Consider the following 12,546-nt stretch of genomic DNA (forward strand, 5'->3'; position numbering starts at 1 on the left):
AGATGATAATAAACCATCAATTATAAGGGATTATGCCCTTGCTGTTAGATTTGGCAGTATTAAATTTTCACAAGGTTTGTTTAAGTTGCGAAAGGATAAGATTTCAGGCCGTCTGAATGGTTCAGACGGCCTGTTTGCCAGGGCTTATTTTTTGGCTTTGAAGCCCAAAAGGTGTTGCGTGGTGGCCAGCCATGCGCCGAATACGCCCAGCGTGATGACGAAGCCGAATACCAGCGACACTTCGCTAAATTTGAAGAAACGCCAGCCGATGTTCAGGCCGTAGGGTTTGAAAATCGCGTCCACCAGCGGCCGTACTTCGGCCAGCAGCCAGGCCGACAAGCCCAGGCTGACGGCGGCGGAGAAAATACTCTGCCACATTGCCTGATAAAGGAAAGGGCGGCGGATGAAGGAAGCGGGTGCCCCCAACAGCTTGGTGATTTCCAACTCTTCCTTGCGGCTGAGGATTTGCAGGCGGATGGTGTTGTGTGCCACCAAGACAAAGGCCATGCCCAAAGTCAGCGAGAGGAACCACAAAATCTTACGGATAAATTCGTTAATACGATAAAGGGTTTGTACCCATTCCGTATCCATGGTTGCAGATTCGACGCGTGGCAGTTTGGTAATGTCTTTATAGATGGCCTGCATCTGATCCGGAGAAGTGGCAGGGTCGGGCGTAACGATAAAGACATCGGGCAACGGGTTGCCATCGAGCATGGAAACGAGGTTTTGGTCGAGATTGGTTTGCAATTCTTCCAAACCTTCCTGCTTGCTGATAAAGCGGACTTTATCGATACGGCTGTCGCGTTGGAGAAGGTTTTTTACCGTATCGGCATCAGAACTTGCCGCATCGGTATCCATATAAACCGTAATTTGCGGCGACTCGTTGAGTTTGCCCAACACGCTTTGTCCGCTTTGGATGCCCAAATACATAAACAGCGGCAAGGTCATGGCAACGGCAAGCATGAGCAGGGTCAGCAGCGTGCCGATGGGTTGGCGCAGAAGCTCTTTGAGCGCGGCGCGCGCCGATTCGACGTGTAACGAGATGTAGTGAATCATACTCATGCGAGGCGTCCTTTCTGCAGGCGCAAGACGCGGTGGCCGTAATCCGCCATCAGCGTTTCATCGTGCGCCGCAACAATCACAGTCGTGCCTGCTTCATGAAAGGTTTTGAACAATTCCATAATATCCAGCGCATAGGCGCGGTCGAGGCTGGCGGACGGCTCGTCGGCAATCAGCAGGCTGGGTTGGTGAACCACTGCACGCGCGATGCACAAACGCTGTTGTTCGCCGCCGGACAAAGTGATGGGCATATCGTTTTCGCGGCCTTTCAAGCCGACTTTCTCAATCGCAATACGTGCGCGCTCTTCCGCTTTGCGCGGCTGGTAGCCGCTAATCCGCAAAGGCAGGATAACGTTTTGCAAGACATTGCGGTCGTAGAGGATTTTGTGGTCTTGGAAGACAATGCCGATATGTTGGCGCATAAAGCCGATCTGATTGTCGCTCAAGGTGCCGAGGTCTTGATTGTTGAACCAAACCTTGCCTTTGGTAGGCTTGGTAATGCCTGAAATCAGCTTCAAAATGGTGGATTTGCCTGAGCCCGAATGGCCGGCGATAAAAATCATCTCACCTTTGTTAATCTGGAAACTGACATTTTTCAGGGCTTCGAAACCGCCGGGATAGGTTTTGGAAACTTGTTCGAAACGGATCATGGGTTTTCCTGAAAATAGGGATTCAGACGGCCGGCGTCATCGATAGGGCAACATGCCGTCTGAAAAAATGGGGATATTCACAGATTATAAATATTTCGGCTGCTTTTTGATAGTGAAACCCCGGTTCTGCCGGCGGAGACACTGCCGGTTTGCAACACAAAACAACATGGTTTGAAAAAGGCCGTCTGAACGATTGGGTTTCAGACGGCCTCGGTATCAGCAGCGTAGGTTAAGCACCCTATCCGCTGTTTTATTTACATTTGGTTTTGGCCAAATTCACGGCGGCGGTCAGGCTTTTTTCGTTGATTTCGCCGGTGATGGTTTGTTTGTAGCCGCATTTCGGCGCTTCGACGACTGTGAAGGGCAATACGCCGACGTTGTTGCCGTGGGCTTTCATGAAGTTGCGGCTGTTGGCGCCGGTATAACGCCAAATCGGGTAGCTGACCGGCGTTTGTTTTAGGAATTTGCCGATGTTGTCGGTCGTATCCAGCGCGATGCCGACCATATCGACGCTGCCTTTTTTCTGCGCTTTGTACCATGCGGACATGGCGGGCATTTCTTTACGGCAGGGGCCGCACCAGGTTGCCCAAAGGTTGACCACGCGCACGGGGGCTTTGAGCGATTCCAGACTTTGCGGTTTGTTGTCCTGCCAACCTGCCGTTTCGTCGGCGGCAAAGGCCGGTGCAGCGGTAAAAACGGTGGCGGACAAGAGAAGGGCGGTTAAGGCTTTCATGGTTGTATCCTTGAGGTTGCCAATCGAAATTGTGTTTATTGTAAAACGGTTTGGTGGGCATGCCTACCGATTCGTATCAAGATATCAAGTAAAAAGTTTGAGTAAAAATCAGTTGCAGACGATAATAACCGCCATCATTGAATGATTTTGCAATAATACGGAGACTTTCATGCCGTCTGAATTCATACTTTATCACAACCCGCGTTGCAGCAAATCGCGTGCCGCGCTGGCTTTGCTCGAAGAAAAAGGCGTTGCCGCCGACGTAGTCAAATATCTGGATACCGCGCCCGATTTGGCGACTTTGCAGGATATGTTTGCCAAACTCGGCATCGAATCGGTGCGCGGCATGATGCGCACGAAAGACGATTTGTACAAAGAATTGGGTTTGGACAATCCCGATTTGGACAATGCCGCCCTGCTTCAGGCAATCGCCGAACACCCCGCCCTGCTTGAGCGTCCCGTTTTGGTAACGCCTACGCGCGCAGCCATCGGCCGTCCGTTGGAAAACATAGCCGCCCTACTCGGCTGATGGGGTTGGATAAGGCCGTCTGAAGATGATTTCCCTGCTTAAAAGCCGCACTGGCCTGCGATATTACCTGTTTCGCGGCCTTGCTTTGAGCGTTTTGCTGGTGTGCGGTATTTTTTTGAGCGGCACATGGCAGATTTACCGGACAGGTTTGCAAACCTTGCCGAAGGACGCTCATGCCGATGCGGCGGTGGTGTTGGGTGCGGCGGCGTGGGACAAACGCCCGTCGCCGGTATTCCGTGAGCGCATCAACCATGCCATCACGCTCTACCAAAGCCATCGGGTCGGCAAAATCATTTTCACCGGCGGTACGCCCAAAAAAGGATTTATGACCGAAGCCGAAGTGGGGCGCCGATACGCACTCAAGCAGGGCATACCGGCGCACAATATCCTGTTTGAAAACACGTCGCGCAACACTTACGAAAACCTGCGCAATGTCGTCCCCATCATGCACGCCAACGGAGTCGGCAGCATTATCGTTGTCAGCGACCCGTATCATTTGGCTCGCGCCGAAGAAATGGCCGCCGATTTGGGCTTGTCAGACGCGCAGTTCTCTGCCACACCGACCACGCGCTTTGACGAGCGCAGCAAGAAAGCCAAGTTTCTGATGCAGGAGAGCTATTCTTTGTTTCTCTACCGTATCGGCAAATGGAGCGATGCGGTTTGGAATTGGATAGGTGGTTGAGCCTTCGGTAATCCATGTAAAAGGCCATCTGAATCCTTTTAGGTTTCAGACGGCCTAAATGTATGCTTACTTATTGATATTGATTTGCAGCTGCACTGCCAAAAATGACTACAGCTACAGCCAGTACCAGATAGATGACAAACAGAATCAAGGCAGCCTTGAAATAATTGGCTTTATTCGGATTGGTGTTTGAGCCGAATGCCCATACAAGCGTCATAACTATATTGACTAGCGGAATCATCAAAATCAAGTTTGTTAGCAACCATTCTTTGATGCTGACGACCGGAGCCTGAGGCTGGTCGATTTGGTTTTGTCCGTTCATACGTACCCAGTAATTTTGTTGAAAGAACAGTAATTATACTCATTAAATCTTTATCGGCATAGCATGTTCAGGCCGTCTGAATCTTCAGGCGGCCTGAGCCTATGATTTTTGCAGCCACTATTTCAATCGGATGTAAAACGTACCGTCCGGCACGACGGGCAGGTATTTGCGGTAGAAGTCCAGATAGGTCTTGTTTGGGTCTATGTCGGCAAACTGCTGCGGATACAGGGTTTTGGCGATAAATTGCGCGCTGGCCAAATCGGTGAGCGAGCGGGAGGCGGTGTGGTAGATGCCGTAAACGCGTTTGTTTTTGACGGCAGGAATGTCTGCCCAGCCTTTGCGTTTGACAAATCCGGCCAGGCGGCGTTGCGCATCGGCCTGGCTGATGCCTATGCCCATCGCCATAATGCCAGGCTTGTCTTTATGGCCGTTTTCCGTCCCCGAAATGACGATGACGTCGGGTTTGGACGTCAGGAATTTTTCAGGGTTTATCGGTCCCCAGTTTTTAACGTAAGGCGCGGCGATATTGTTGCCGCCTGCTGTGTCGGCAATCGCGCCCCACATATCTTTGCCGAAGGTGTAGCTGTATTCGGACGGGCCTTTGTCGCCGAACTCGATATAGATTTTCGGTTTGGACTGCTTGGCGCGCGCGACGCGTTTTTGGATGTCGGCAATGCCTCGGGCGTATTCGGCGGCAATTTTTTGGGCGCGCGCCTGCGTACCGTTGAGTTCGCCGAAAATTTCCGCACTGCGCGTGTGCCGCGCGACGGTTTCGGCGTTGAAATCGACCACGACGACGGGTATGCCTGCCGCTTTAATGCGCGGCAGGTGGGTGGCGACGGCCTTATACTGCCAGTCGGCCAGAATCAATACGTCCGGCTTGAGCGCGAGCGTTTTCTCCAGTGAAAACGTGCCAGTGCTGATGTTGCCGATGTCCGCAATGTTTTGCAGCGTAGGCAGCTTCTGTTTGAACATCGCCCAGCTGCCGGGATTGAATTTCTCCCAAAACTCACGCGAAATGCCGATGACGTTTTTAAATTTGTCCGCACCCGTTACCGCGATATAGTCGGGATAGTAAAACGCCAAAACCGCGCGTTTGACAGGGACATCGACTTTGACTTCGCGTCCCAATACGTCTTTGATAGTTTTGATTTCAGCTTGGGCAAAAAGGGGCAGGAGGGCGAGGGCGGTAAATAAAGCGCGTTTGTTCATGAGCGGATACTTTCAAAGAAATAATTATCATTTGTCTTGTTTTCAGGAGAAAAGTTCCCAGACGGTCCTTCTGCGCCGACATTATTTTCAGACGGCCTTACATTGTTTAAACCACGCCGAAAAAGTAAAATAACTGTTTTAAAAGATTTTGGAGCCATCATGACCGTCAAAACCCGTTTCGCCCCCAGCCCAACCGGCTACCTGCACATCGGCGGCGTACGCACCGCCCTGTTCTCATGGGCGTTTGCCCGCCATCATAAAGGCGAGTTCCTATTGCGTATCGAAGACACCGACTTGGCGCGCTCTACTGCCGAATCCGTCAACATCATCCTCGACGGCATGAAATGGGTCGGCCTGAACTACGACAACGCCGACAACGTCGTGTACCAAACCCGCCGTTTCGACCGCTATAAAGAAGTCATCGCCGAACTTTTAGAAAAAGGCCATGCCTACTACTGCTATTGCAGCAAAGAAGAGCTGGAAGCCATGCGCGAGAAAGCAGAAAAAGAAGGCACGGCGACGTACGATCGCCGTTGGCGTCCGGAAGAAGGCAAAACTCTGTCCGAAATCCCTGCCGACGTGCAACCTGTTGTCCGTTTCAAAACGCCTTTGGACGGCGTGACCAAATGGACAGACTTGGTCAAAGGCGAAATCTCCATCCCCAACGAAGCGCTCGACGACCTGATTATCGCCCGCGCCGACGGCACACCGACCTACAACTTCTGCGTCGTGGTGGACGACTACGACATGGGCATTACCCACGTTATCCGCGGCGACGACCATGTGAACAACACGCCGAAACAAATCAACATCTTAAAAGCCATTGGCGCCACCCTACCCGAATACGGCCACCTGCCCATGATTCTCAACGAACAAGGCAAAAAAATCTCCAAACGCAGCGGCGATACCGTTGCCATCACCGATTTTGGCGCAATGGGCATCCTGCCCGAAGCCATGCTCAACTATCTGGCACGCTTGGGCTGGGCACACGGTGACGACGAATTCTTCACAATGGAACAATTCATCGAATGGTTTGATTTGAAAGATGTTTCCCCGTCTCCAAGCCGCATGGACTTGAAGAAACTCTACTGGATTAACGGCGAACACATCAAAATCACCGCCAACGAGAAACTGGTCGAAATGGTGAAACCGCGCCTCGCCCTGCGCGATATCCACGAAACAAGCAAGCCTGCTTTGGAAGACGTGTTGGCATTGGTCAAAGACCGCGCCCAAGACCTGAACACGCTTGCCGACGAGTGCCTCTACTTCTACGTCAAACAAACCCCTGCCGAAGCTGACGTGCAGAAACACTGGGACGACGAAGCCGCCGCCCGTATGCTGCGCTTTGCCGAACGCCTCGAAGGGCTGGAAGACTGGAACGCCGAAGCCATCCACGACCTCTTCAAACCTTTCTGCGACGAAGAAGGCATTAAAATGGGCAAACTCGGTATGCCTTTGCGCCTCGCTGTCTGCGGTACGGCGAAAACCCCAAGCGTCGATGCCGTATTGGCATTAATCGGCAAAGAAGAAGTATTGAAACGGATACGTTCGTAAGGCATGAATGATAAAAGGCCGTCTGAAATGTTTCAGACGGCCTTTTTATTTTGAACAGGATTTATTTATTCTTCTTCGTTCGGTTTATTTTTATCTTTTTTGCGCCACAGGCCTTTAAACAATGCGCCTGCTGCAACAGCACCGAAAATAATCAGTTTGCCGAATTTAGCCAGTAATGCGCCGGCCAAAGCTAATAATCCCAGTTTTTTTGCAGCGATACCGCCAACCAAGGCAGCCAGTCCGTATTCGGCTACTTTGTCGGTTGCCGCATTGAAATCGCTATAACGCTTGCCTTCGTTGAATTCGATATTGCCCAACAATTCTTGCACAATAGGTTTGTATTGATCTATGCTTTTCAAATCGGCGATCATAGTCAATTCAATATAGCCTTCGCGTCCAAGCTGGAAAGTATTGTAGTTGATGGTAGGATTGGGGTCGGGTTCGTTTTTATTCAGAATGTCAATCGACCAAATCAGACGATGGGTCTTTGCATCATATTGAGGTTTTTCTACCCAGCCGCGTGTTTCTATTTCCGGTATGTTGCGGGAGGCTCGTTCTTTGTTTTGTTCCTCGGTGCCTTCTTTCAGCTGCTCGAGCATGGCTTCAACATCCCATTCTTTGGCATCATCGTCTTTGATGTAGCCGGAATCGGTAAAGGTCAGGTCTACTATCCAATTAGTGTCACTGTCCTCGTTCTCCGATTCGGGGAGAATCAGGCCGTAGCGGTTGGGATCTGTGGCATTACCTGCTTCCCTCATCATGGCGTTGGCGCGATTTTTTTTCACAAAGACCATTTTTGCAGGCAGTTTCAGTTTGGCCTGATTGCCCAAATCAACGGTTGCTGGGCCTTGGACGATCTGGTCGTCAACGTAGTTCGCGATAGAGTCTGAGGCTTGTTGCGCTTCTTGCCCGGATGCTTCGACGGCAGAAGCGGTATCAGCGTTGGCTGCAGAAGCTGGCAGGGTTTGGATAGATAGTAGGGCTGCCAAAACGGCATAGGCGAGACGGTTGCTTTTCATCATAGGGTTCTCATGAAAGAAGAATTAAAAAGATGCAGACAGCCGCAACACCATATGCTCCGGCATGACTAAAGGGTAAATTTTACAATAAATAAATCATATTTACATATTTAAATATGACTGTAATTTAAAAAATACAGGAAAGCTTTTTGACGAGAGGCAGAGCCATCATTGTGAAACTCAAAAAGGCCGTCTGAAAATTTTTCAGACGGCCTTTTCTAATAAAACCAGAAAATAATGGAATAAGGCGGAGAATATGAGAAAATAATAGCCACCTGCCTGTTACAACTGCCGATTGAATTAACTTTTATTGGTAGCCTGAATGTCCGAATTGGATAAAATAAGCCATTAAGAACAAAGACCAACAAGCCTATTATGTATAAACTTGGCGGCTGAAAAATCAGCTCTGCGCTTTACTTTACAAATCAAACAACTTTAAAGGAAAACCCATGAAAAAAACCTTACTTGCCCTGATGATGTTATCCGCCGCCGCGGCGTATGCCGGTGAGGCGGAAGACCGTTTGCTGTCTGTCCAATCGGTTTACCGTGCCGCTTTGCATGAGCAAAACAGTAACGACAGCAAAATCATTTCCCTGCAAAGCGATTTGGAAAGTGCGCAGCGCCGTTTGCAGGCTGCGCAATCCGATATTGACCGTTTGAAAGGCGAAATTCAGACGGCCTTGGCTCAGAAAGAGCAGCAAAATGCCAAGCTGCAACAAGCCGGTCAGATGTTGGACGCGGCTTGGAATGCTGTTTACGGTGTAGGCGGCAGCAAGGCGAATCAATAATTTAGACATTGTATTATTTGCGTTTTACGCTTCTTTTATCATATTTATAAGGAAACCCCCATGTCCCTACCTCCCTGCCCGAAATGCCACTCCGAATATACTTATGAAGACGGCGCTCAATACGTTTGCCCTGAGTGCGCCTACGAGTGGAACGAGGTCGATGCTGCGGCTGCAAGCGATGATGCCTTGGAAGTCAAAGATGCCAACGGCGCGGTCTTGCAAGATGGCGATACGGTTGTCTTGATTAAAGATCTGAAAGTCAAAGGCAGCTCTATGGTCATCAAACAAGGCACCAAAGTCAAAGGCATCCGCCTGCAAGATGGCGACCACAATATCGGTTGTAAAATCGATGGCAGCGCGATGAACTTGAAATCTGAGTTCGTCAAAAAAGCCTAAAGATTTTATTTTTGAAAGGCCGTCTGAAATCCGAAGATTAGGATTCAGACGGCCTTTGTGCATTTCACTCAAAATAAAATAAATCTTTATTTAAAATTAAATAACTTTAATAGAGTTGAGTTTCAGGCCGTCTGAAAAAGCGGCGGCAAAATGTTCCGCACATACGCGGGTGTAAAACCGTTAAAATAACGCTTTCCCCTATTCTACGGAACCATTATGCCTCAGCCGACCGCCAAACAGATTTTGCACGAAGTATTCGGTTATCCCGAATTTCGTGGCAAGCAGGAGGCTATCGTCAATGCTTTGGCCGGCGGCGAGAGTTTGATGGTGCTGATGCCGACGGGCGGGGGCAAGTCTTTGTGTTACCAGATTCCGGCGCTGATGCGCGAAGGCGTAGCGGTTGTCGTATCGCCGCTGATTGCGCTGATGAACGACCAAGTAGCCAGCCTGCATGTGGCCGGGATTGAAGCGGCGGCAGTCAACAGCGGCACATCGGCAGATGAGGCGCGCGAGATTGCCGACAAGCTTGCCCAAGGCCGTCTGAAACTGCTTTATGTCGCGCCGGAACGCTTGGTTACCGACCGTTTTTTGCGTTTTCTCGACCAACAAACCGTCAGTCTGTTTGCCATTGATGAGGCGCATTGCGTCAGCCAATGGGGACACGATTTCCGCCCCGAATATCAACAGCTCGGCATGCTTGCCGAACGCTATCCGAACGTCCCGCGCATCGCCCTGACCGCTACTGCCGATGCGGCCACGCGCGCCGACATCAAGCATTATCTGCACTTGGACAATGCGCCCGAATTTATCTCCAGCTTTGACCGCCCGAATATTTATTATCAGGTTATCGAAAAAAATAATGGCAAAAAACAATTGCTGGATTTTATCCGCAAGCAGATGCATGGGCAAAGCGGCATTGTGTATTGCTTAAGCCGTAAAAAAGTCGAGGATGTGGCGCAGTTTTTGTGTGAAAACGGCTTGGAGGCGATTCCGTATCATGCCGGTTTGAGCATGGACGTGCGCGAGGAAAACCAACGCCGTTTTACGCATGAAGACAATATTATTGTGGTGGCGACCGTGGCGTTCGGCATGGGCATAGACAAACCCGACGTGCGCTTTGTCGCCCATCTCGATATGCCCCAGAGTGTCGAACATTTCTATCAGGAATCTGGGCGCGCCGGCCGGGACGGGCTGCCTGCCGTGAGCTGGCTGTGTTACGGCTTGAACGATTGGGTGTTGCTGCGCGAACGGATTGCCGAAGGCAACAGCGACGAGGTGCAAAAGCAAATCGAAATGCAAAAACTCGATGCCATGCTTTCCGTCTGCGAAACCGCCGCCTGCCGCCGCGTACTGTTGCTCAAACATTTCGGCGAAGAATCCGAACCCTGCGGCCATTGCGACAACTGCCTGCATCCGCCCGTGCGGTTTGACGGCACGGTGTTGGTGCAAAAATTACTCAGCTGCGTGTACCGCGCCGGACAACGTTTTGCCGCCGGTTACATCACCAACCTTTTGCGCGGCAAAAGCGACGATTGGATACTGCGCAACGGCCATGACAAGTTATCCACATTCGGCATCGGCAGCGAACAGACCGATAAGGAATGGCGCAGCGTCATCCGCCAGTGCATCAGTCTGGGCTATCTCACCGTCAATGTCGAGCAACATCAAGCCCTGCAGCTGACCGAAGCGGCAAAAAAAGTCCTCAAGGGCGAAACCGAAGTCATGCTGCGTCCCCTGCGCCGCGAAAAAACGGCCACTCAAAAGCCAAAAGACGATTGGTTGCGTACGGAACGCGAAGAGCGTTTGTGGCAGGCATTGCGCCAATGGCGGCAACAACGCGCCCGGGCGGAGGAAGTACCGGCCTATGTGGTTTGCGGCGACAAAACCCTGCGCGATATTGTCGAAAAAATGCCCCGAAGTTTGGAAGATTTACATCAAATCTACGGCTTGGGCGAGGCGAAAATCAATAAATTCGGTTTGGAGATACTCGACGTTTGCGAAATGGCTGAAGCCGGTACGGTTTCCACAGAAAATATACAAGTTATCCACAGCCTAGACGAGCGCGAACAAGCCTTAAAACAGGCTTTGGAAACTTGGCGCGAGCAGCAGGCAAGTGCCGATCAAGTAACGCTGGGAACGGTGTTCTCCAACGAAAGCATGGACGATTTGCTGACCAATACGCCTGCAGAACCCATCGACCTTTTAGGCGTGTATAAACTCGGAGAAAAACGCATCGAACAATACGGCGAGGGTATTTTAAACATCTGCCGCCCATTTTCAGACGGCCTGAGCGAAGAGGACAAACGCAAACGCCGATTGATGCGCCGCCTGCTTCAGTGGAACATCGATACTGCCCGCCATGAAGGCCTCGAAGCCTATCAGATATGCAGCAAAGTTACCCTGCGCGCGATTGCCGCCCGACGGCCGCAAGATTTGGTGGAGTTGGCGGAAATCCACGGCATGAATGAGGAGAAGACCGACAAATACGGTGCGGAAATTGTCGAATTGTGCAAACAAGCGGATTAATTGACCGCGTTTTATCGTTAAAGGCCGTCTGAAACCCAATCAAGTATGGTGTTTCAGACGGCCTTTTTGAATTTTTAATCTTTATAAAACAATGAATAAGAAAATATATTCATTTATTTTGTCAGCTTTTTAAAGCTGCCGCGTCTAAACAGGCATGAAAGATGGGATGGTGCCGATTGATTTTTCGTCCCAGCCCATTTGACACACATCGATAAGGAAAACCAATGAACACCTCATCCAACCCTTCTTGGCAGGCTGCTTTCGGTTTGTTGACGCTCAGGCTTTTTGCCGCGTATGAATTTCTTGAATCCGGCCTGGAAAAATGGAACGGGGAAAACTGGTTTGCAGAAATAAACAGTCAATTTCCCTTTCCGTTCAATTTGTTTCCGGATACGGTCAACTGGAATTTGGCCATGTGGGCGGAACTGGTTTTGCCTGCGCTGCTCATCGTCGGCTTGGCAACGCGGCTGTCTGCGTTGGGATTGATGGTTGTGACGGCTGTCGCATGGTCTGCGGTACATGCCGGCTTGGGTTACAATGTGTGCGACAACGGTTATAAAATGGCACTGATTTATTTGGTGGTTTTATTTCCTGTCCTATTGCAGGGCGCAGGCCGTCTGTCTTTGGATGCACTGCTGAAGAAACGCTGTTGCCGCATCAAGTATTTTCTTTAAGGATTATCTTTAAGGATTAATGGTCGCGGGCCGACTTTAAATGCCCGATATTATCCCTTGATTTGTTTTAAAACCCATATTTTAAAAAGGAAGTTGAAATGAAAAAAAATGTAGCTGCTGCTCTGGCCGGTGCACTGTCTCTGTCTTTGGCTGCCGGTGTTGTTGCCGCTGATAAAGCTGCCAGCGACGTGGCCGTTGAGAAAACTGTTAAAGCTGCCGAAGGTACTTGCGGCGCGGCTGCCAAAGCCGGTGAAGGTTCTTGCGGCGCAGCCATGAAAAAAGCACACGCCAAAAAAGGCAAAGCATCTAAAGCCAAAGCGGCCAAAGTAGTAGAAGGCAAATGCGGCGAAGGTAAATGCGGTTCTAAATAATCCTGCAATATACCTTTAACAAAGTCGCATT

General features: G+C 50.5%; 14 protein-coding genes. 8 read left to right on the plus strand and 6 right to left on the minus strand.

Annotation, left to right across the window (positions count from 1 at the left end):
- Positions 1–144: 144 nt before the first annotated feature.
- The 3 genes from ftsX to DBY97_RS05665 form a co-directional block, all read right to left on the minus strand.
- Positions 145–1,062, minus strand: coding sequence for a permease-like cell division protein FtsX (gene ftsX, locus DBY97_RS05655; protein WP_107857750.1), 918 nt, complete (start codon positions 1,060–1,062; stop codon positions 145–147).
- The gene (gene ftsE, locus DBY97_RS05660; RefSeq protein ID WP_003681151.1) at positions 1,059–1,709 is read right to left on the minus strand and encodes a cell division ATP-binding protein FtsE; all 651 of its coding nucleotides are present in this window, start codon (positions 1,707–1,709) and stop codon (positions 1,059–1,061) included. The genes ftsX and ftsE overlap by 4 nt, the downstream gene beginning before the upstream one ends.
- A gap of 250 nt (positions 1,710–1,959) precedes the next feature.
- Complete coding sequence (locus DBY97_RS05665) at positions 1,960–2,442, minus strand: TlpA disulfide reductase family protein (RefSeq protein WP_107857751.1); 483 nt, start codon at positions 2,440–2,442, stop codon at positions 1,960–1,962.
- 169 nt (positions 2,443–2,611) lie between these two features.
- Here DBY97_RS05665 and arsC point away from each other — a divergent pair, with 169 nt between their 5' ends.
- Positions 2,612–2,971, plus strand: a complete 360-nt coding sequence (gene arsC, locus DBY97_RS05670) for an arsenate reductase (glutaredoxin) (RefSeq protein ID WP_107857752.1) — start codon at positions 2,612–2,614, stop codon at positions 2,969–2,971.
- A 25-nt stretch (positions 2,972–2,996) separates the two neighbouring features.
- Positions 2,997–3,653, plus strand: a complete 657-nt coding sequence (locus DBY97_RS05675) for a YdcF family protein (protein ID WP_107857753.1) — start codon at positions 2,997–2,999, stop codon at positions 3,651–3,653.
- Positions 3,654–3,723: 70 nt separating this feature from the next.
- Here DBY97_RS05675 and DBY97_RS05680 read toward each other — a convergent pair whose 3' ends face one another.
- Entirely contained in the window at positions 3,724–3,975 is a 252-nt protein-coding gene (locus DBY97_RS05680) for a hypothetical protein (RefSeq protein ID WP_070826712.1), read from the minus strand.
- Positions 3,976–4,092: 117 nt separating this feature from the next.
- Entirely contained in the window at positions 4,093–5,187 is a 1,095-nt protein-coding gene (locus DBY97_RS05685; RefSeq protein WP_107792280.1) for an ABC transporter substrate-binding protein, read from the minus strand.
- A gap of 159 nt (positions 5,188–5,346) precedes the next feature.
- On the opposite strand from DBY97_RS05685, the gene gltX reads away from it, so the two are divergent.
- Complete coding sequence (gene gltX, locus DBY97_RS05690) at positions 5,347–6,741, plus strand: glutamate--tRNA ligase (RefSeq protein ID WP_107857754.1); 1,395 nt, start codon at positions 5,347–5,349, stop codon at positions 6,739–6,741.
- Positions 6,742–6,806: 65 nt separating this feature from the next.
- Here gltX and DBY97_RS05695 read toward each other — a convergent pair whose 3' ends face one another.
- Positions 6,807–7,763: a DUF2167 domain-containing protein gene (locus DBY97_RS05695; protein WP_107857755.1), complete on the minus strand. Its 957-nt coding sequence runs from the start codon at positions 7,761–7,763 to the stop codon at positions 6,807–6,809.
- A 446-nt stretch (positions 7,764–8,209) separates the two neighbouring features.
- Between DBY97_RS05695 and DBY97_RS05700 the strand changes: the two genes are divergently transcribed.
- The 5 genes from DBY97_RS05700 (at position 8,210) to DBY97_RS05720 (ending at position 12,515) form a co-directional block, all read left to right on the plus strand.
- Positions 8,210–8,548: a hypothetical protein gene (locus DBY97_RS05700; RefSeq protein ID WP_004519158.1), complete on the plus strand. Its 339-nt coding sequence runs from the start codon at positions 8,210–8,212 to the stop codon at positions 8,546–8,548.
- 60 nt (positions 8,549–8,608) lie between these two features.
- The gene (locus tag DBY97_RS05705; RefSeq protein WP_107857756.1) at positions 8,609–8,944 is read left to right on the plus strand and encodes a zinc ribbon domain-containing protein YjdM; all 336 of its coding nucleotides are present in this window, start codon (positions 8,609–8,611) and stop codon (positions 8,942–8,944) included.
- Between the two features lie 216 nt (positions 8,945–9,160).
- The gene (recQ, locus tag DBY97_RS05710; RefSeq protein WP_107857757.1) at positions 9,161–11,470 is read left to right on the plus strand and encodes a DNA helicase RecQ; all 2,310 of its coding nucleotides are present in this window, start codon (positions 9,161–9,163) and stop codon (positions 11,468–11,470) included.
- Positions 11,471–11,694: 224 nt separating this feature from the next.
- Complete coding sequence (locus DBY97_RS05715; RefSeq protein WP_107857758.1) at positions 11,695–12,144, plus strand: HvfX family Cu-binding RiPP maturation protein; 450 nt, start codon at positions 11,695–11,697, stop codon at positions 12,142–12,144.
- A gap of 98 nt (positions 12,145–12,242) precedes the next feature.
- Positions 12,243–12,515, plus strand: coding sequence for a hypothetical protein (locus tag DBY97_RS05720; RefSeq protein ID WP_049333024.1), 273 nt, complete (start codon positions 12,243–12,245; stop codon positions 12,513–12,515).
- Positions 12,516–12,546: the final 31 nt, after the last annotated feature.

This window comes from Neisseria subflava (genome assembly GCF_003044645.1).
Taxonomy (GTDB): domain Bacteria; phylum Pseudomonadota; class Gammaproteobacteria; order Burkholderiales; family Neisseriaceae; genus Neisseria; species Neisseria subflava_B.